Below are 17,781 nucleotides of genomic sequence, written 5' to 3'. Positions count from 1 at the left end.
GATGGGCGCGGTGACGGGATCCGATGCGGTAGAACGGCGCCTGCGGCGCGTGGGGTTCGGCCCCGAGCACGCCGAGCGCCTGCTCGAGCTCAAGCCCATCATGCACCCGCTGGCGCACGAGATGGCCCTGGCCTTCTACGACCACCTGGGGCAGGACCCCGAGACCCGCCGGATCCTCTGGGGGGAGCCGGGGCGGGTCGAACGCCTCTACGAAAGCTTCGAGGGCTGGTATCGGGAGCTCTTCGAGGGCGTATACGACGCGGACTACGCCGCGAAGCGGCTGCGGGTGGGGGTGGTGCACGCGCGCTACGGGGTGCCCCTTTCCTCGCTGATCCCGGCGATCGGCCAGGTCTACAGCCTGGCGCTGGAACACCTGCTCGTCGCGCTGCGCCCGGTCGAACTGCCCAGCGCCCTCGAGGCGTTGGGCAAGGTGCTCACCCTCGACACCACCCTGATGGCCGAAAGCTACGAGCGGGCCGTCGCCGCGGGCGTCGAAGACGGCGAGGGGGCCACGCAGCGCGGCGCGGCCCGGATCCTCACCCTGGCCCGTTCAGGAGCCGGGCTGGGCGGCGGCCGCTAGCGCCACCTGCCCCACGAGCAGATCGATCCGGTCCTCCAGGAAGGTGAACACGTAAACGAGCGCCGGTGCGTCCTGCTTTTCCCAGACCTGAACGAGGCGGCCGCCGGCGTCGCTCTGTTCGAAGGTGAGCGTGTAACCCGCACCCTGGCGGGTGTATCCGGCGATGAAGTTCACGGTCGTCGCCTGCTTGTCGGCCCCGCCGACCATCAGCCGGTAGCAGGCGTAGCGTTCGATCGCCTCGGGCACCCGCGGGTCCAGCTGGCGGGCCAGCTGGAAGCCGCTCTCGGAGGCGCGGTCGCAGTCGGGACCGAAGATCTGCAGGGTGGGCGTCGGCCAGACGACGTTGAGGTCGAAACCAAGCACGGTCACCGGTACCGCCTTGGTGCCTTCGGTCTGCGCGAACGCCAGCCCCGCGAAGAGCAAGATCCAAACGAGCCGTTTCATGCCCTCAGCCTACCCCAGCCGTTTGAGCCGGCGCTGAGGAGCTACCGCCCTGCGAAGCGGGGGGGCCGCTTTTCCAGGAAGGCCCGCACGCCCTCCTCGTGGTCGGCGCCCTCGCCGGCCAGTTTCTGCAGCTGCGCCTCGAGCTCGAGCACCTCCTCCAAGCCGAGCCGGGCGCTCTCGTCGAGGGCGTGCTTGATCAGGCCGTAGATCCGCGTCGGCCCTTCGGCCAGCCGCGCCGCCAGCGTACGCGCCTCCTCAAGCACCCGTTCTTCGTCCACCACGCGGTTGGCAAGCCCGTAGCGCTGCGCCTCCTCGGCGCTCAGGTCGGGCGAGAGCGCCAGCAGCTCGAAGGCGCGGCCCCAGCCCACGGTGCGCGGAAGGGTGTAGGTCATTCCCGAGTCGGGCACCAGGGCGATCCGCGCGAAGGCGGTGGTGAGCCGCGTATCGCGGCCCAGCACCCGCAGGTCGGCGGCGAGCGCCAGCGCCATCCCCGCGCCCGCGGCCACCCCGTGCACGGCGGCGACCACGGGTTTGGCCAGCCGGCGGATCTGCAGCACGACACGGTTGTAGCGCGCCAGGTGGGCCTGGTAGTCGAGCGCGCCGCCGGCGGCCTCGCGCAAGTCCTGCCCGGCGCAGAAGGCCCGGCCCTCGCCGCGCAGCAGCACGGCGCGCACGGACGCGTCTTCGGCCCGCTCGAGCGCCCGGGCCAGGGCCTCGAGCGTCGTCTCGTCGAGGGCGTTGAGCCGGTCGGGTCGGTTCAGGGCGATTTCCAACACGCTGCCAGCGGTGCGGTGGATTACGGGGTCCATGCCGCCATCATAGCCAAAGCTAGCAGGGAAAAGTCTCACGAAAGGGAAGCAAGAAACAAAAATCACATACTGCCCTCCGCCGCTCAAAAACCAAGGGAGGCCCCATACCGCCGGCGGTCGCAGGGGCTCGAGAAAATAGGGAAGGGGCGGCCGTGGCCGCCCCTTCCCGAAGGTCCGAAGAACTAGCCGAGGATCCCCAGCTCGTTGACCTTGTCCACCAAGGCCTTGACGTGGTCGGCGCTGTTCTTCAACGCCGCCAGCTCTTCGTCCGAGAGCGGCAGCTCCCAGATCTTCTCGATGCCGTCCTTCCCCAGCACCGCGGGGACGCCCACGAAGAGGCCCGAGATGCCGTACTCGCCCTCCAGGTAGGCGGCGACCGGCAGGATGCGCTTTTCGTCCTTGATGATCGCCTTCGCCATTTCGAAGGCGCCCGCCGAGGGGGCGTAGTAGGCCGAGCCGGTCTTGAGCAGACCCACGATCTCGGCGCCGCCCTTGCGGGTGCGCTCGACGATGGCCTCGATCTGGTCGGCGGGCATCACGTCGGGCAGCGGCGCGCCCCCCACCCAGGTGAAACGGGGCAGCGGCACCATGGTGTCGCCGTGGCCGCCGAGGACGATGCCCTGCACGTCCTTGACGCTGACCCCCAGCGCTTCGGCGATGAAGTGGCGGTAGCGCGAGGAGTCGAGCACCCCGGCCATGCCCATGATCTTGTTCTTTGGCGTGCCGGTGATCTCGCTGATCACGTAGGTAATGGCGTCGAGCGGGTTGGCGACCTGGATGATGAAGGCGTCGGGAGCGTACTTCTTGATGTTCTCGCCCATCGTAAGGGCGATCTTGCCGTTGATTTCGATCAGATCGTCGCGGCTCATGCCCGGTTTGCGGGGCACGCCGGCGGTCGTGATCACCATGTCCGAGCCTGCGATGTCGGCGTAGTCGTTGGTCCCGGTGATCGTCACGTCGTTGAGGACGACGGGTCTGGACTGGGAGAGGTCCAGCGCCTTGCCCTGGGGCATGCCTTCGACGATGTCCACGAGCACCACGTCCGCGAGCGCGGCTTCGGCGATGCGCATGGCGAGGGTGGAGCCGACGTGTCCTGCACCGATAACGCTGACTTTTGGACGTCCTGTGATGGCCATTGGATACCTCCGAGCTCAATTTTACTCCCGTGCGCCGCGAAAAGGACCAGGACATCTGCATGCAGGCAAAGTCCTATGATGGGGCCATGGCCAAGGTCAGCCGCTATTACGACGTAAAGAGGGACAAGAACGGCCACCGCTACCTCGAGGTTTACGTGACCGGGTTCCTGCTGCAGCGCATCCCCCTGCTCAACAAGAGCACCGCCTTCACCCGCGAGGAGCGGGAACTTCTGGAACTCGAGGGGCTGCTGCCGGCGCACATCACCAGCATCGAAGAGCAAAAGGAGCGGGTCTACCGAAGGTACCGGCTTCAGGACAACGATCTGGAAAAGCACATCTACCTGCGCAACCTGCAAGACCGCAACGAGGTCCTGTTTTACGCCCTGCTCGTCGAGCACCTGGAGGAGATGCTGCCCATCATCTACACCCCTACGGTGGGCGACGCGGTCCGCGAGTTCTCCCACATCTACCGCCTGCCCCGCGGGCTCGCGCTCTCCACTGAGAACATCCACAAGGCCGACCAGTGCTTCGCCAACGTGCCCCTCGAAGACGTGCGGCTGGTCGTGGCCACCGACTCCTCGGCCATCCTCGGCATCGGCGACCAAGGCTTCGGCGGCATGGCCATCTCCATCGGTAAGCTTTCCCTCTACGCGGGCGCCGGCGGCGTGGCCCCCGACAAGACGCTGCCCATCGAGCTGGACGTGGGCACCGACCGTGAGGACCTGCTCCAGGACCCCCTCTACCTGGGCGTGCGCCACCACCGCCTCAAGGGCGAGGCCTACTACCAGTTCATGGACCGCTTCGTCCAGGCCTTCAAGAAGCGCTACCCCAAGGCGATCCTCCAGTGGGAGGACTTTTCCAAGGAGGCGGCCTTCACCCTGCTCGAGCGCTACCGCAAGGAGCTGCCTTCGTTCAACGACGACATCCAGGGCACCGGCGCCGTCACCTGGGCGGGCGTGCTGAACGCCATGAAGATCAAGAACGAGCCGGTGACCGACCAGGTCTTCGTCGTCTACGGCGCGGGCGCCGGCGGCGTCGGCGTCGCTTGGGCGATCGTCCAGGGTCTGATCCGCGAGGGGCTCAGCGAGGAGGAGGCCAGGAAGCGCGTCTACGTGCTCGACTCCAAGGGGCTGCTCCTCAGCGACCGGGCGATGGAGGCGTACAAGCGCCCGTATGCCCACGACCCCGCCGAAGTGGCCGACTGGACCTTCAGCGGCAAGGCTCCGCACCTGCTCGAGGTCATCCAGAACGCCCGGGCCACGGTGCTGCTTGGGCTCTCGGGGCGCCCCGGCGATTTCAACGAGCCCGTGGTCAAGGCGATGCTCGAGGCCACCGACCGCCCCGTGATCTTCCCCCTGTCCAACCCCACCAGTGCTTCCGAGGCGCTGCCCGAGGACATCCTCCACTGGACCGAGGGCGCGGCCATCGTGGCGACCGGAAGCCCCTTCGACCCGGTGGAGTACAAGGGCAAGACCTACCCCATCGGCCAGGGCAACAACGCCTTCATCTTTCCCGGGCTGGGTTTCGGCGCCATCCTTGCGCACGCGCGCGAGATCACCGACGGCATGGTCCTCGCGGCCTCCTACGCGCTGGCCGACTTCGTCGACCGCTCCCACATCGAACAGGGGATGGTCTACCCCTTCGTGCGCGAGATGCGCGAGGCCAGCGTCCACGTGGCGGCCAAGGTGATCCTCCAGGCCGTCGCCGACGGCGTGGCCGCGACGAACCGCTTCGACGGTTTGGCCGACCACGACGTCCTCGATTACGTGCGCCGGCACTTCTGGGAGCCGCACTACCTCCCCTACGTCAAGGGCACCCCCGAGGAGTAGCGTCTTCCTCTCCGAGAATCGCCCGGTCCGAACGCCGGGCGATTCTTCAACCGCCGAGGCCTAGAAGGCTTTCGTCACGGGCCGCAGGAAGTTTATAATGGAGATGTCAAGGTGATCTTCCTGGAGGCCGCACTGTGAGCAAGGATCGTCCGGTTTACATCATCTCCGTCGCCGCCGAGCTGGTGGACATGCACCCTCAGACCCTGCGCCTCTACGAGCGCAAGGGCCTAATCCGCCCCAAGCGCAGTTCGGGCAAGACCCGCCTCTACTCCGAACGCGACATCGAACACCTGCGCGAGATCCGCCGGCTCACCCAGGAGCTAGGCGTCAACCTCGCCGGCGTCGAGGAGATCATGCGCCTGCGGCAGGAGCTCGAGGCGTTGCAGGAACGCTTCGAGGCCGAGGCCGAGCGCTTGAAGAAGGCCCTCCAGGATGAGGCGGCCAAGATCGAGACGCCGCCCGCGCTGCCGGGCGAGGTCGAGGAGGAGTCCAAGGCCGCACCCAGCGACCGGCCCGTCTACGTCATCTCCGTCGCCGCCGAGCTGGTGGACATGCACCCTCAGACCCTGCGCCTCTACGAGCGCAAGGGCCTAATCCGCCCCAAGCGCAGTTCGGGCAAGACCCGCCTCTACTCCGAACGCGACATCGAACACCTGCGCGAGATCCGCCGGCTCACCCAGGAGCTGGGCGTCAACCTCGCCGGAGTCGAGGAGATCATGCGCCTGCGCCAGGAGCTCGAGGCGTTGCAGGAACGCTTCGAGGCCGAGATCGGCCGCCTGCGGCTCGAACTCCTGGCGAAGGTGGGCGAGGCGCGCGGGCCCGAAGGTGAAGCGGCCCCGGAGGCGGGCGGCGAGGGCGCTTAAACTAGGGGTATGATCGATCCCCTGAATCAGCTCCTCGAATTCCTGGCCATTCCCTCGGTTTCTGCGGATCCCAGCCACAAGCAGGACGTCGAACGCGCCGCGCACTGGCTGGACAATCGTCTGTCCGAGGCCGGGTTCGCGGTGGAGGTCGTTCCCACCACGGGCCACCCCATCGTCTACGCCGAGAAGCAGGTGGACGCTTCGGCGCCTACGGTGCTCGTCTACGGTCACTACGACGTGCAGCCGCCCGACCCGCTCGAGCTCTGGGAGACCCCACCCTTCGAGCCCACGATCAAGGACGGAAAGATCTACGCCCGCGGCGCCTCCGACGACAAGGGGCAGGTCTTTGCCCACGTGGCGGCGGCCATGCAGCTCGCCGACGACCTGCCCGTCAACCTCAAGTTCCTGATCGAGGGCGAAGAGGAGGTGGGCAGCCCCAACCTGGTCCCCTTCGTCAAGGAGCACCGTCGGCGCTTGGCCGCCGACGTGGTTCTGATCTCGGACTCGCCGATGTTCGCCCCGGGCCTGCCCACGCTTACCTACGGCCTGCGCGGGCTCGCCTACCTGGAGGTGCGCCTGCGCGGCCTCGCCCGTGACGTCCACTCCGGCGCCTACGGCGGCGCGGTGCCCAACGCCGCCCACGCCGCCGCCTGGATGATCGCCCAGCTCAAGGATCCAATGGGTTGGATCCGCATCCCCGGCTTCTACGACGACGTCGTTCCCGTCGCCCCCGAAGAGCGGGCGATGTGGGCCCGACTCCCCTTCGACGAGGAGGCCTTCAAGGCCGAGGTGGGGGCCGAGGCCACCCCCGGCGAGCCCGGCTACGGCATCCTGGAGCGCCGCTGGGCCCGGCCCACGCTCGACGTGAACGGCCTGGGCTCCGGATACCAGGGGGAGGGTTCCAAGACGGTCATCCCCGCGGAGGCCTTCTTCAAGTTTTCGATGCGGCTCGTTCCCGACCAGGATCCGGAGAAGATCGCCGACCTGGCCGAGGCCTACCTGCGCGAGATCCTGCCCGAGGGGTACGCCATGGAGGTCATCCGCCACCACGGAGGCGATCCGGTGGTCGTCCCCACGAACTCGCCGCCCATGCAGGCCGCCGCTCAGGCGCTCGAGGAGGCCTGGGGGCGCGAGACCGTCTTCACCCGCGAGGGCGGCTCCATTCCCATCGTGGCCGACTTCATGCGCGAGCTCGAGGCCCCGGTGGTGCTCATGGGGTTCGGGCTCGAGAGCGACAACCTGCACGCCCCCAACGAGAAGTTCGACGCCGTCAACTTCGAAAAGGGGATCGAGGCCAGCAAGAACTTCCTGCGGCTGCTGCCCATGTACCTGAAAGGAGGCTCCGCGTGATCCTGACCACCACGAGCCAGATCGACGGAAAGCCGGTGCAAGAGTACAAAGGCGTCGTTCACGGGGAAACCATCGTCGGCGCCAACATCTTCAAGGACCTGATGGCTTCGGTGCGCGACGTCTTCGGCGGCCGCTCCGGCGCCTACGAGGCCGAGCTCAAGAAGGCGCGCGAGATCGCGCTCACTGAGCTCGCTGAAGAGGCGAAGAAGCTGGGCGCCAACGCGGTGATCGGGATCGACCTCGACTACGAGGTCATCGGCCAGAGCATGCTCATGGTCACGGCCACGGGTACGGCCGTGCGGGTCTAGGGGGTAGCGATGAAGATCGAAAAAGGAAAACTCGGCAGCGTCTTCTACGGCGGGCACCTGATCGGGGGCGATGAGGTCGTGGGGGGGCCGCTCTTCGAGAGCCGCAACATGGCCGACCGCGACGATCTGGTGGGCGTTTTTCCGGAATCGTCGCCCGAACTGGTGCGCCGCGCCGCCGAAGCGGCGCGAAAAGCCTACGCCGAGTGGTCGCGCACGCCCGCGCCCATCCGTGGGCAGGTGCTGTTTGCGCTCGCCAAGATCCTCGAGCGCGAAAAAGAGACCCTGAGCCGGCTGATGGTGCGCGAGGTGGGGAAGACGCTCAAGGAGGCGCGCGGCGACGTGCAGGAGGCCATCGACACCGCGGTCTTCTTCGCCAGCGAAGGCCGCCGCCTCTACGGCCAGACCGTACCCAGCGAGCTGCGCAACAAGGACCTCTCCACCTACCGCCGCCCCCTGGGCGTGGTGGGGATGATCACCGCCGGCAACTTTCCCATCGCCGTGCCCAGCTGGAAGCTGATCCCCGCGGTGCTCACCGGCAACACCGTGGTCTGGAAGCCCTCGGACGACTCGCCCGTGCTCTCCTACGTCTTCGTCAAGCTCTTCGAGGAGGCGGGCCTGCCGCCGGGGGTGATCAACGTGGTCTTCGGCGGCGGCGCGGGCAGCACCGGCGAGTGGGTGGTGAGCGGCATCGACGAAGGGCTCTTCGACAAGTTCGCCTTCACCGGCAGCACCAAGGTGGGGCGCATCATCGGCGAAAAGGCGGGCCGGGCGCTCATCAAGGCGACGCTCGAGCTCGGGGGCAAGAACCCGCTCGTGGTCATGCGCGACGCCGACCTCGAGAACGCCGTCACCGGCGCGTGGTGGAGCGCCTTCGCCACCGGCGGCCAGCGCTGCACCAGCGCGGGCAACATCATCGTGGACGCGCCTATCTACGACGAGTTCAAGGAGCGTTTCCTGGCCAAGGTGAAAAGCACCGTCATCGGCGACCCGGTGGCTCACGAGGACGTTCACTACGGCCCCTTCTTCAACGACCGCCTCTTCCAGCGCTGGATGGAGCACTACGACTGGGGCGAGGCCGACGGCGCCAAGCTGCTCCTGGGCAAGGGGCGCATCACCAAGGACAACCCTTACCCCAACTTCAAGGGCGACCCCGACAAGGGCCTCTTCGGCCACCCCACGGTTTGGGAGGCCGAGCGCGGCATGAAGCAGACCCGCGAAGAGATCTTCGGCCCTACGATCAACCTCATCAAGGTGGACGGCATCGACGAGGCCATCGAAACGGCCAACGACCACCCCTACGGCCTCTCGAGCGCCATCTACACCAACCACCGCTTCTGGGCCTACCGCTTCAAGAACGAGATCCGCGCCGGCATGACGAACATCAACAACACCACCGTGGGCGCCGAGGCGCACATGCCCTTCGGTGGCACCCGCGCCAGCGGCAACGGTGCGCGCGAGAGCGGCATCTGGGTCATCGAGGAGTACACCGAGTGGCAGGCGGTGAACGACGAGTTCTCGGGCAAGCTGCAGCTCGCCCAGATGGACACCGAGTACACCGCGCCCAAGGCCCCCGAGGACTGGAAGGCGCTTCTGGGCCTTTAACGCTGCGGAAAAACCATGCGCCCCGGCAACTGCCGGGGCGCATGGCGTTTGGGCGGGCGTCAGGGCTTGCGCGGGTCGCGCTTGGCGTCGTAGTAGAGGTATTCGGCGTAGACGGGCACCTCGAAGTAAACCTTACCCAGGGCGGCCTCTTCGGGGTCGAGGACGCCGTTCAGGTTGGCGTCGCGGTAGCCGTAGCCGAAGCGGTAGGGCCGGGTCTGGTTCTCGTAGGTGCCGCTGGCGGTGGTCAGCTTCTCGACGTTGAAGAAGCGGGCCACCAGCCGGCCCATGCTGTAGTACTCGACCACGCCGTAGTCGAAGCCGAAGGTGGTGCCCACGGTGCGGCCGATCTGGTTGAGGCGCTCGGGCGAGAAGAAGTAGCGGAACGCCAGGAAGCCCCCGAGCAGCAGGACGACCGCGAGCGCGAGAATCAGACCAAGGCGGCGCAGCATGGTCCCAGTATAGTCGTTGTAAATGGAACGCACGTTCGACGTTATCGTAATCGGGGCCGGCATCGTCGGTTCGGCCGTGGCCTTTCGTCTTGCGGAGCGGGGCCTGCAGGTGGGCGTGCTCGAGGCGGCGCCGGTGCCCGCGGCCCAAGCGACGGCGAAGAGCGCCGCGGGGGTGCGGGTCCAGTTCAGCGAGGCCGTGAACGTCCGGCTCAGCTGGGCCAGCATCCAGGAGTACCGCGACTTCGAGGAGGCCTTCGGCGTTTCCAGCGGTTACCGCCCGATCGGTTACCTCTTCTTGGTTCCGAGGGGCATGGAAGCGGCCTACGAGGCCGCGCTGGCGGTGCAGCGTGCCGAGGGGGTGCCCGCCTTGCGGCTCGACCTCGAAGAGGCCGCGCGCCGGGTGGCCTTCGACCCCGAGGGGCTGGCCTTCGCCACTTGGGGCCCGGCCGACGGGGTGATCGATCCTCACGCGGTCGCCCACGCCTACCTCGCGGCGGCGCGGTCGCAGGGGGCGGTGCTTTACACCGAAACCCCGCTTCTGGAAGCGCGTCGCGAGCGGGGTGGCTGGTGGGTGCGCACGCCCCGGGGCGCGTTCGTGGCGGGGGTGGTCGTCAACGCTGCGGGCGCCTGGGCGGGCGAGGTCGCGCGGCGGGCGGGCTTCGAGCTGCCCGTCGCGCCGGTGCGGCGGATGGTCTTCATGACCGGGCCCCTGCCCGAGGCCCAGGGACTGCCGCTCTCCGTGGACGTGGCCACGGGTTTCTACCTGCGCGGTGAGGGGGAGCGGGTGCTCTTCGGCCGGTCGAACCCGGACGAGCCGCACGGTTTCCGCGAGGGGATGGACTGGGGCTGGCTCGAGCCCACCCTGGAAGCGGGCCTGAGCCGCTTCCCCTGGCTCGAGCGGGCCGGGCTGGATCACCGCGCCAGCTGGTGGGGCTACTACGCCGTCACCCCCGACCACAACCCCATCCTGGGCTGGATGCCAGGGGTGGAGGGCTGGGTCAACGCCGTGGGGTTCAGCGGCCACGGGGTGCAGCAGGCCGCGGCCGTGGGCCGGGTCCTGGCCGAAGAGGTGGTGGACGGACGCGCCCGTACGATCGACATCGATCCGCTGCGGTACGACCGATTCGAGCAGGGAAGAAAAGTACAAGAGCAGAATATCGTGTGAAGTATCACAAGCGGAACGACCAAGCCACCCGGATGCGGTCGGGGACCGCCATCAGTTCAGGTAGGGCGCCAGGGCCTCGGGGAGGGTGAAGTCGCCCTCGGGGGTCTGGTAGTTCTCCATCAGGGCCGCGAGCACCCGCGGGAAGGCGAGGCCCGAGCCGTTGAGGGTGTGGACCAGGCGCGGCTTGCCGCCCGGCTCGCGGAAGCGGGTCTTCATGCGGCGGGCCTGGTAGTCCTCCATGTTGGAGATGCTGCTCACCTCGAGCCACTTCTGCTGGCCGGCGCTCCAGACCTCCAGGTCGTACTTCTTGGCCTGGGTGAAGCCCATGTCGGCGGTGCACATGAGGAGCCGCCGGTAGGGGAGGCCCAGCCGCTCGAGCAGCTCCTCGGCCTGGCGGGTCAGCCGCTCCAGCCAGTCGTAGCTCTCGTCGGGGTGGCTGAAGACCACCATCTCGACCTTGTCGAACTGGTGCAGCCGGTTGAGCCCGCGCACGTCCTTGCCGTAACTGCCGGCTTCGACGCGGAAGTTGGGGGTGTAGGCGGTGTACTTGAGGGGCAGGCGGTCGGCTTCGAGGATCTCGCCGGCGTGCAGGTTGGTGACCGGCACCTCGGAGGTGGGGATCAGGTAGTACCCGCCCGAGACCTCGTACATCATCCCTTCCTTGTCGGGGATCTGCCCGGTGCCGAAGGCGGCCGGCTCGCGCACCAAGAGCGGCGGCCGCACCTCCACGAAGCCGCGGGCGGTGTGGAAGTCGAGGAAGAAGTTCTCGAGCGCCCGCACCAGCCGCGCCCCGCGGCCCAGGAAGAAGGGAAAGCCCGAGCCCGAAACCTTAGCCCCGCGCTCGAAGTCGACGACGCCCAGGCGCTCGGCCAGCTCCCAGTGGGGCTTGGGCTCGAAGTCGAAGATCGGCTTCTCGCCCCACTCCTTCACCACCACGTTGTCGGCCTCGCTTTCGCCTTCCGGCACCGAGGGGTGGGGGAGGTTGGGAATCTGGGGCAGTATCGCCTGGATGCGGGCCGAGAGCTGCTTTTCCTCCGCCTCCAGGCCGCGCAGGTACTCGGCCAGCTCGGAGGACTTCTCGAGCAGCGGCCCGGCGTCCTCCCCCCTCGCCTTGGCCTGACCCACGGCCTTGGCCAGCTTCTTTTGCTGGGCCCGCAGCGTCTCGATCTCGGCCAGGAGCTCGCGCCGCCTGCGGTCGAGCTCCAGCAGCTCGTCCACCAGCGGCAGCGCGTCGAACTCGCGCTTCTTGCGGATGCCTTCCTTGACGAGGTCGGGGTGTTCGCGGATGAACCTCAGGTCGAGCATCAGCGGCCCTCCTCGACGACGCGGGGAAGTTTGAAGAAGCCGTCTTCGCGCTCGGGTGCGAGCGTCAGGGCTTCGGCCTGCTCCAGTCCGGGCGTGGGTTCGTCGGCGCGCAGCACGTTTTCGCTGTCGATCGGGCGCACGAGTTCCTCGAGGCCTTCGAGCTCCAGCTCGTCGAGGCTCTCGAAGTAGGCCAAGAGCGAACGCAGCTCGGGGATGATGCGCTCGATCTCCGCCTCGTCCAGCTCGAGCCGGCTCAGGTCGGCCAGGTGGCGCACCAGGTCGGGGGTCACGTCCATGACGCTAGCTTAGCACCTCGGCCAGCCACCAAAAGAAGGGGGCGAGCGCCAGCGCGGGCAGGAACGAGGCCACGCGCACCCGGGTGAGTTCGAGCAGGTTGATGCCCAGGCCGAGGATCATCAGCCCGCCCACCCCGGTCACGAGCAGGACCCGCGGGTCGCTCGCGGGGTCGGGCAGCGCCGCGGCCAGCCCCCCCGCGGCCAGGGCCAGGCCGCCCTGGTAGACGAGCACCACCAGCGCGCTCGCCGCCACCCCGGGGCCGAAGCTCGCGGCCAGGGCGATGCTCGAGAGCCCGTCGAGGGTCGACTTGATGTAGAGCAGGGTGGGGTCGCCCACCAGGCCGTTGTTGATCGAGCCGATCAGGGTCATCGGCCCCACGCAGAAGAGCAGGCTGGCGGCCACGAAGCCCTCGGTGAAGCCCCCGCCGCCGCGGAAGCGCGCCTTGAGCAGGTCGCCCAGGCGTTCCAGGCGTTCCTCCAGACCCAGCGCCTCGCCCAGCACCCCGCCGAGCACCAGCGCCAACAGGCCCAGGATCACGCCGTCCACCGCCCCGCCCCTGGCCGCGCCCAGCGACCCCGCCATCGAGAAGCCGATGAAGAGGGTGACCAGACCCACCCCCTGAACGATGATCCGCTGCATCCGCCCCGGCAGGCGGCCGTGGATCAGCACGCCCAGACCCGAGCCCAGCAGCACGGCCAGCACGTTGACCAGGGTGCCGTTCGTCTTGGCCCAGAGGCTCAGCTCCATAGGCGCCATTCTACCGGGAAGCTAGAATCGGGTCGTGGAGGTTCGGCCCACCGGCGACGGCTCGCTCAGCCTGCGCCACCCCGTCCACGGCGAGGGGTACCACCCGGCCGCGGGCGCGGTGGGCCAGGCGGAGCGGCTCTACCTGAGGGGGAGCGGGGCGCATGCGGACGCCCGGCCCCGCATCTTCGAGCTCGGGTTCGGCCTTGGGGTCAACTTCGCCGTGACCCTGCGCCACGCCCGCCGACGCGGCGCCTTCCTGGATTACCGCGCCGTCGAGGCCCAGCCCGTTCCCCTCGAGGGGCTCGAAGCGGTGCTGCGGCCGCTCGACCCCGAGTTGTTCGCGCGGATCGCGCCCCATTGGGGCGGGAGCTTCGCGGTCGCCACCCGCGAGTTCCGGTTGCGCCTCGAGGTCCTGCGGGTGCAGGACTGGTCCCCGGCAGGGGAACGGATCCGCTACGTCTACTTCGACCCCTTCAGCCCGCGGGCGGATCCGGAGGTCTGGACGCCGCCGGTCTACCGCAAGATGTTCGACCTGCTCGAGCCCGGCGGCACCCTCGTCACCTACTCCGTCGCCGGGCGCGTGCGCCGCGGCCTCGCCGACGTGGGGTTTGGGGTCGAACGCATCCCCGGCTGGGGCGGCAAGCGCCACTGGCTACGCGCCCGCAGGCCGGCGTAGCCGGGCGGCGTAGAAGAGGGCGACGCCCAGGTAGGCGGCGGCCCCGATCCAGAAGGGCGCGCGGGGCCCCCAGAGCTCCCAGGCGAAGCCGCCGACCACGGGGCCCAGGGCGAAGCCCAGCCCCTCCAGGCTCATCAGCGCCCCCCAGGCGCGGGCCTTGTGCTCGTCGGGCAGGGTGCGGGAGACCAGCCCGCCCCAGGAGGGGATGAGCAGCGCCTGGGCGAGGCCCGCCGCCAGCGCGGCGGCGATGAGGCCGCCCAGGCCGCGCACCTCCGCGAAGCCGATCAGGGCCAGTGCCGCCAGCAACAGCGCCGGCGCCAGGGTGCGGGCGGGGCCGAGGCGGTCGGCGAGCCGGCCCAGGGGGGAGAGGAGCAGGTATTCGAGCCCCCCGCCCAGGGCGAGGGCCAGCACCAGCTCGCGCGTGCCCAGCCCCAGGCGGTCGATGAAGGGGAAGAAGACCGGGGCCAGCAGGCCGAAGGCCAGCAGCTGCGTCAGCGCTCCGGGCGCCAGCGAGGCGAGCTTTCGCCAGGGGAAGGGGCTCGTGGGTTTGGGCTGGGGTGCGGCCGTGCGGAACCGCAGCAGGATCGCCGCCCCCAGCAGGAAGACGAGGGCCTGCACGGCCGCGAGCGCCGCGGCCGCGAGTCGGGGGTCGTGATCGAAGAGGAAACCGGTGAGCAGAACCCCAAGGCCGATGAAGGGCGCGACCAGGGACTGCGTGAAGCCGATGGCGCGCCCGTCCTCGCCGTCGCGGGCGGCGCGGCTTGAGTAGGTCATCATTGCCGGCCAGAGCGGCGCGATGACGAGGCCGTTGGCCAGCGAGGCGGCGAGCAACCAGCCGACCCCGGGGGCGTGCAGCACGCCCAGGGCGCTGACCGCCGCGAGCGCGGCGGCGACGGGGAGGACCCGCCGCAGGCCGTGGCGTTCGCCCAGGTGCCCGCCCGCCGAGCGCCCCAGGGTGTCGGCCAGGTATTGCAGGCTGGCGGCCAGCCCCACGACCCCCAGCCCCAGGACCGGTCCCAGGCTGCGCGGCAGGTAGACGGTGTAGAGGCCGGTTCGGGTCAGTTCCACCAGGCCGACGAGCGCGATCAGGGTCGCCAGGGGCGCAAGGTGGCCGGGGGGCCAGGGGGCGCGTTCCAGCCAGCGCCTCATCCGCACGTCCTCGATTGGGTTGCGTTGGCCACCTCGTTTGCGCGCACGATGCCCATTCTAACGAAAGGGGTGTAAGGTTTATGCTCGGATGTGGACGTGAAGGACGCCGCCCCTGCCACGATCAGCGGACGCTACCTGCCGGGCCTTCCCCAGGTGGCGCGCGCCTACCTGTGGGCCCGCGCCGCCGAGCCGACGGTCCTCGTCGTCCCCGAGGACCGGCTGCGCCTCTACGCCGACCTCGAGGCCTTCGGCCGCGGGGTCTGGGTCAACCCGGGGCTCGAGGCCTACGGTTTCGCGCGGCGGGTCCTTCTCGACCAGGCGGCCGCACTGCGCCCGTTCCCGCGCGATCCCGAAGCCTGGCGGGTGGTCTTTCGCGAAGGCGACCGCCTCCTGCGCGACCGCCTCCAGGACAAGCTCGAGAAGCTTGGTTACCGCCGCGACGAACCGGGCGGCTACACCGTGCGCGGCGAGGTCCTGGAGGTGGCCGACCTGCGGCTCGAGTTCTTCGGGGACACGATCGATGCGGCCTTCGTCGGCGGCGAGCGCCGCCCCCGTGCCGTACTGACGCCCGCTTCCGGGCGGGCTCTGCAGGGGACCGTGGCCGCGCTGGCGGCCTACGAGGGCACGGTCTTCCTCGACCGCCCCGCCACCCTGCCCGACGAGGTCTGGTCCCTGCTCGCGGAGCGCGAGGTCGTGAGCTTCGGTCTGGGAGGACCCGACCGCCCGGCCGAACGCCCGCCCTTCGAACCCCTGCCGCCGTACCGGGCCCGCCTGGACCGATTCGCCGCCGACGTGCGGAACTGGCTCGAGGTGGGTTTCCGGGTCGTCCTCTTCTACCGCCACGAGAAGACGCGCGCCTACCTGAGCGAGCGTTACCTGGAGGGGCTGCCGCTGGCCACCCTGCGCACGGTCGTGGAACGGCCGGGGGTGCAGCTGGTGCCCGCCCCCTTCGAGGGCGGCTTCGTCCACCGCGAGGAGCGTACCGTCTACCTGACCGAGCCGCTGCTCTTCGCCTTCGGTGGGGCGGCGCACGCCCGCAGCCGCCGCGTTTTGCAGGCGGCGCCGGAAGATCCGGGGGCCCTGGCCGCGGGCGACTACCTGGTGCACCCCGAGCACGGCATCGGCCGCTTCGAAGGCCTCGAGAGCCGCGAGGTGCTGGGCGCGGTGCGCGACTACCTGGTCCTGCGCTACGCCGGCGAAGGGCAGCTCTACGTCCCCGTCGAGCAGCTGCCGCTTTTGCGCCGCCATCCCGGCACTTCGGACGAGCCGCCGCGGCTGTCCAGCCTTGGAAAGAAGGACTGGCAACGCGCCAAGGCCCGCGCCCAGGCCGACGCCGAGGCGCTGGCCCAGCGCCTGCTCGTCCTCTACGCGCGGCGGCAGCAGACCCCGGGGACGGCCTATCCGGCGCTGCCCGACTGGGACCCCCTCATCGAAGCGGGGTTTCCCCACACGCTTACCGAAGACCAGGCGCGGGCGCTCGAGGACGTGCTGCGCGACCTCGAAACCCCCCACCCCATGGACCGCCTCGTTAGCGGCGACGTCGGGTTCGGCAAGACCGAGATCGCCCTGCGCGCGGCCCACCGGGTGGTGGGGCACGGGCGCCAGGTCGCCTACCTGGCGCCCACCACCCTGCTCGCCGAGCAGCACTACAACACCTTCGCCGAACGATTCGCCGACCTGCCGGTCGAGGTCGCGCTGCTCTCCCGCTTCACCCCCGAGGCCGAGGCGCGGCGGGTCGAAGAAGGGCTCGCCGAGGGACGAATCGACGTGGTGATCGGCACCCACCGGCTGCTCTCCGACCGCGTTCGCTTCAGGCAGCTGGGCCTCTTGATCGTCGACGAGGAGCACCGTTTCGGCGTGGCCCAAAAGGAGCGCATCAAGGAGATGGCCGAAGGCCTCGACGTCCTCAGCCTTTCGGCCACGCCCATCCCGCGGACCCTCTACCAGGCGCTGGTGGGGCTGAAGGACGTTTCCAGCATCCAGACGCCCCCGCCGGGGCGCAAGCCGATCCAGACCGTCGTCGCCCCTTTCGACCCGGCGCTGGTGCGCGAGGCCGTCCTCTTCGAGATGGAGCGCGGCGGGAAGGCGTTCTACGTGCACGACCGCATCGCCAGCATCGAAGCCCGCGCCCGCTACCTGGAGGTGCTGGTACCGGAGGCCCGCATCGGCGTGGTGCACGGGCGCATGGCCGATCGGGAGATCGAGGAGGTGATGCGCCACTTCGCCCGCGGCGCCTTCGACCTGCTCGTCGCCACCACGATCGTGGAATCGGGCCTCGACATCCCCGAAGCCAACACCATCCTGATCGAGCGGGCCGACCGCCTGGGCCTCGCGAGCCTCTACCAGCTGCGCGGCCGCGTCGGCCGCCGCGAACGCGAAGCCTACGCCTACCTCTTTCACCCCCCGCGGCTTACCGAGGCCGCCGAGCGGCGGCTCGCCGCCCTGGCCGACCTGACCGACCTGGGCAGCGGCCACCGCCTCGCGGAGAAGGACATGGAGATCCGCGGGGTGGGCAACCTGCTGGGACCCCAGCAGCACGGCCACGTGCAGGCCGTCAGCTTCGAGGTGTACACCGAGCTGCTCGCGGAGGCGATCCGCAAGCTCAAGGGCGAGGAAGTTCCCAAGCCTCCGCACACCACCCTCGACCTCGCGGTCTCCGCGCGCATCCCGCCGGCGTACGTCCCCGACGCCGGCGAGCGCAGCCGGCTCTACGGCCGCCTCGCCGAGGCCCGCGGGCTCGCGGAGCTGGCCCGCATCGTGCGCGAGGTCAAGGCGCGCTACGGCGAACCGCCGCAGGAAGCCGCGACCTTCTTCGCGCTCGCCCGCCTCCGGGTCCTGGCCGAGCAGAAGGGCGTGCGCTCGATCACCGAGGACGACGCCTACCTGCAGCTCGTCGTCGGCCGCTGGCCGCTCGACTACGACGCCCGGGCCCTGCGCGAGCTGCCCTACGACGTCGAACCCACCCGCTACCCGCCGGGTTTCCGCGTGCGCAAGCGCGGCCTCGCCCCCAAGGACTACCCCGAGGCGTTGCAGCGGGTGCTCTACGCCCTGGGTTGACCCCTCGCGTAGACT

The 17,781-nt window shown here is 69.5% G+C and carries 17 protein-coding genes; 9 read left to right on the top strand and 8 right to left on the bottom strand.

The window, feature by feature from the left end; all coding sequences use genetic code 11:
* Window position 1: 1 nt before the first annotated feature.
* Window positions 2-580, top strand: coding sequence for a protoglobin domain-containing protein (locus OCEPR_RS05875; RefSeq protein WP_013457794.1), 579 nt, complete (start codon window positions 2-4; stop codon window positions 578-580).
* Here OCEPR_RS05875 and OCEPR_RS05870 read toward each other — a convergent pair.
* The 3 genes from OCEPR_RS05870 to mdh all read right to left on the bottom strand — a co-directional run bounded on the left by OCEPR_RS05870 (window position 551) and on the right by mdh (window position 2,969).
* Entirely contained in the window at window positions 551-1,024 is a 474-nt protein-coding gene (locus OCEPR_RS05870; protein ID WP_013457793.1) for a hypothetical protein, read from the bottom strand. The genes OCEPR_RS05875 and OCEPR_RS05870 overlap by 30 nt on opposite strands.
* A gap of 41 nt (window positions 1,025-1,065) precedes the next feature.
* Window positions 1,066-1,833: an enoyl-CoA hydratase-related protein gene (locus OCEPR_RS05865; protein ID WP_013457792.1), complete on the bottom strand. Its 768-nt coding sequence runs from the start codon at window positions 1,831-1,833 to the stop codon at window positions 1,066-1,068.
* Window positions 1,834-2,015: 182 nt separating this feature from the next.
* Window positions 2,016-2,969, bottom strand: coding sequence for a malate dehydrogenase (gene mdh, locus OCEPR_RS05860; protein ID WP_013457791.1), 954 nt, complete (start codon window positions 2,967-2,969; stop codon window positions 2,016-2,018).
* An 86-nt stretch (window positions 2,970-3,055) separates the two neighbouring features.
* Between mdh and OCEPR_RS05855 the strand changes: the two genes are divergently transcribed.
* The 5 genes from OCEPR_RS05855 (at window position 3,056) to OCEPR_RS05835 (ending at window position 8,921) form a co-directional block, all read left to right on the top strand.
* A complete protein-coding gene (locus OCEPR_RS05855; RefSeq protein WP_041554054.1) occupies window positions 3,056-4,798 on the top strand; it encodes an NAD-dependent malic enzyme in 1,743 nt (580 codons plus the stop codon).
* A gap of 134 nt (window positions 4,799-4,932) precedes the next feature.
* Window positions 4,933-5,661, top strand: coding sequence for a heat shock protein transcriptional repressor HspR, fused homodimer type (gene hspR, locus OCEPR_RS05850; RefSeq protein ID WP_013457789.1), 729 nt, complete (start codon window positions 4,933-4,935; stop codon window positions 5,659-5,661).
* A 9-nt stretch (window positions 5,662-5,670) separates the two neighbouring features.
* The gene (locus tag OCEPR_RS05845; protein ID WP_013457788.1) at window positions 5,671-7,011 is read left to right on the top strand and encodes a dipeptidase; all 1,341 of its coding nucleotides are present in this window, start codon (window positions 5,671-5,673) and stop codon (window positions 7,009-7,011) included.
* Entirely contained in the window at window positions 7,008-7,319 is a 312-nt protein-coding gene (locus OCEPR_RS05840; RefSeq protein ID WP_013457787.1) for a YbjQ family protein, read from the top strand. Before OCEPR_RS05845 ends, OCEPR_RS05840 begins: the two co-directional genes overlap by 4 nt.
* Before the next feature lie 9 nt (window positions 7,320-7,328).
* Window positions 7,329-8,921 carry an aldehyde dehydrogenase family protein gene (locus OCEPR_RS05835; protein ID WP_013457786.1) on the top strand — a complete coding sequence of 531 codons (1,593 nt, stop codon included), beginning with the start codon at window positions 7,329-7,331 and terminating at the stop codon, window positions 8,919-8,921.
* Window positions 8,922-8,980: 59 nt separating this feature from the next.
* Here the strand turns inward: OCEPR_RS05835 and OCEPR_RS05830 are convergent, their stop codons facing one another.
* On the bottom strand, window positions 8,981-9,370 hold the full coding sequence (locus OCEPR_RS05830) for a hypothetical protein (protein ID WP_013457785.1): 390 nt from the start codon (window positions 9,368-9,370) through the stop codon (window positions 8,981-8,983).
* A gap of 22 nt (window positions 9,371-9,392) precedes the next feature.
* Here OCEPR_RS05830 and OCEPR_RS05825 point away from each other — a divergent pair, with 22 nt between their 5' ends.
* Entirely contained in the window at window positions 9,393-10,535 is a 1,143-nt protein-coding gene (locus OCEPR_RS05825; RefSeq protein WP_013457784.1) for an NAD(P)/FAD-dependent oxidoreductase, read from the top strand.
* Window positions 10,536-10,586: 51 nt separating this feature from the next.
* Here OCEPR_RS05825 and serS read toward each other — a convergent pair whose 3' ends face one another.
* From serS to OCEPR_RS05810, 3 genes are read right to left on the bottom strand one after another with little or no spacing between them, the layout of a single operon-like run.
* Entirely contained in the window at window positions 10,587-11,840 is a 1,254-nt protein-coding gene (gene serS, locus OCEPR_RS05820) for a serine--tRNA ligase (protein ID WP_013457783.1), read from the bottom strand.
* Complete coding sequence (gene gatC, locus OCEPR_RS05815) at window positions 11,840-12,136, bottom strand: Asp-tRNA(Asn)/Glu-tRNA(Gln) amidotransferase subunit GatC (RefSeq protein WP_013457782.1); 297 nt, start codon at window positions 12,134-12,136, stop codon at window positions 11,840-11,842. The genes serS and gatC overlap by 1 nt, the downstream gene beginning before the upstream one ends.
* Window positions 12,137-12,140: 4 nt before the next feature.
* Entirely contained in the window at window positions 12,141-12,884 is a 744-nt protein-coding gene (locus OCEPR_RS05810; protein WP_013457781.1) for a DUF554 domain-containing protein, read from the bottom strand.
* 34 nt (window positions 12,885-12,918) lie between these two features.
* Here OCEPR_RS05810 and mnmC2 point away from each other — a divergent pair, with 34 nt between their 5' ends.
* Complete coding sequence (mnmC2, locus tag OCEPR_RS05805; protein ID WP_013457780.1) at window positions 12,919-13,560, top strand: tRNA (5-methylaminomethyl-2-thiouridine)(34)-methyltransferase MnmC2; 642 nt, start codon at window positions 12,919-12,921, stop codon at window positions 13,558-13,560.
* On the opposite strand, the gene OCEPR_RS05800 is transcribed toward mnmC2, so the two are convergent.
* Window positions 13,537-14,709: an MFS transporter gene (locus tag OCEPR_RS05800; protein WP_013457779.1), complete on the bottom strand. Its 1,173-nt coding sequence runs from the start codon at window positions 14,707-14,709 to the stop codon at window positions 13,537-13,539. The genes mnmC2 and OCEPR_RS05800 overlap by 24 nt on opposite strands.
* Window positions 14,710-14,805: 96 nt before the next feature.
* On the opposite strand from OCEPR_RS05800, the gene mfd reads away from it, so the two are divergent.
* Complete coding sequence (gene mfd, locus OCEPR_RS05795; protein ID WP_013457778.1) at window positions 14,806-17,766, top strand: transcription-repair coupling factor; 2,961 nt, start codon at window positions 14,806-14,808, stop codon at window positions 17,764-17,766.
* Window positions 17,767-17,781: the final 15 nt, after the last annotated feature.

Source organism: Oceanithermus profundus DSM 14977 (assembly GCF_000183745.1).
In the GTDB taxonomy this organism is placed as follows: domain Bacteria; phylum Deinococcota; class Deinococci; order Deinococcales; family Marinithermaceae; genus Oceanithermus; species Oceanithermus profundus.
Note: the sequence above shows the minus strand (reverse complement) of the source record. Positions and strands in the feature narration are given on the sequence as shown.

Coding starts and splice junctions, on each gene's coding strand:
- OCEPR_RS05865 (WP_013457792.1), bottom strand. CDS start 1,833: ATGGACCCCGTAATCCACCGCACCGCTGGCAGCGTGTTGGAAATCGCC.
- gatC (WP_013457782.1), bottom strand. CDS start 12,136: ATGGACGTGACCCCCGACCTGGTGCGCCACCTGGCCGACCTGAGCCGG.
- OCEPR_RS05875 (WP_013457794.1), top strand. CDS start 2: ATGGGCGCGGTGACGGGATCCGATGCGGTAGAACGGCGCCTGCGGCGC.
- OCEPR_RS05830 (WP_013457785.1), bottom strand. CDS start 9,370: ATGCTGCGCCGCCTTGGTCTGATTCTCGCGCTCGCGGTCGTCCTGCTG.
- OCEPR_RS05845 (WP_013457788.1), top strand. CDS start 5,671: ATGATCGATCCCCTGAATCAGCTCCTCGAATTCCTGGCCATTCCCTCG.
- OCEPR_RS05810 (WP_013457781.1), bottom strand. CDS start 12,884: ATGGAGCTGAGCCTCTGGGCCAAGACGAACGGCACCCTGGTCAACGTG.
- mdh (WP_013457791.1), bottom strand. CDS start 2,969: ATGGCCATCACAGGACGTCCAAAAGTCAGCGTTATCGGTGCAGGACAC.
- OCEPR_RS05855 (WP_041554054.1), top strand. CDS start 3,056: ATGGCCAAGGTCAGCCGCTATTACGACGTAAAGAGGGACAAGAACGGC.
- serS (WP_013457783.1), bottom strand. CDS start 11,840: ATGCTCGACCTGAGGTTCATCCGCGAACACCCCGACCTCGTCAAGGAA.
- OCEPR_RS05825 (WP_013457784.1), top strand. CDS start 9,393: ATGGAACGCACGTTCGACGTTATCGTAATCGGGGCCGGCATCGTCGGT.
- OCEPR_RS05800 (WP_013457779.1), bottom strand. CDS start 14,709: ATGAGGCGCTGGCTGGAACGCGCCCCCTGGCCCCCCGGCCACCTTGCG.
- OCEPR_RS05835 (WP_013457786.1), top strand. CDS start 7,329: ATGAAGATCGAAAAAGGAAAACTCGGCAGCGTCTTCTACGGCGGGCAC.
- OCEPR_RS05870 (WP_013457793.1), bottom strand. CDS start 1,024: ATGAAACGGCTCGTTTGGATCTTGCTCTTCGCGGGGCTGGCGTTCGCG.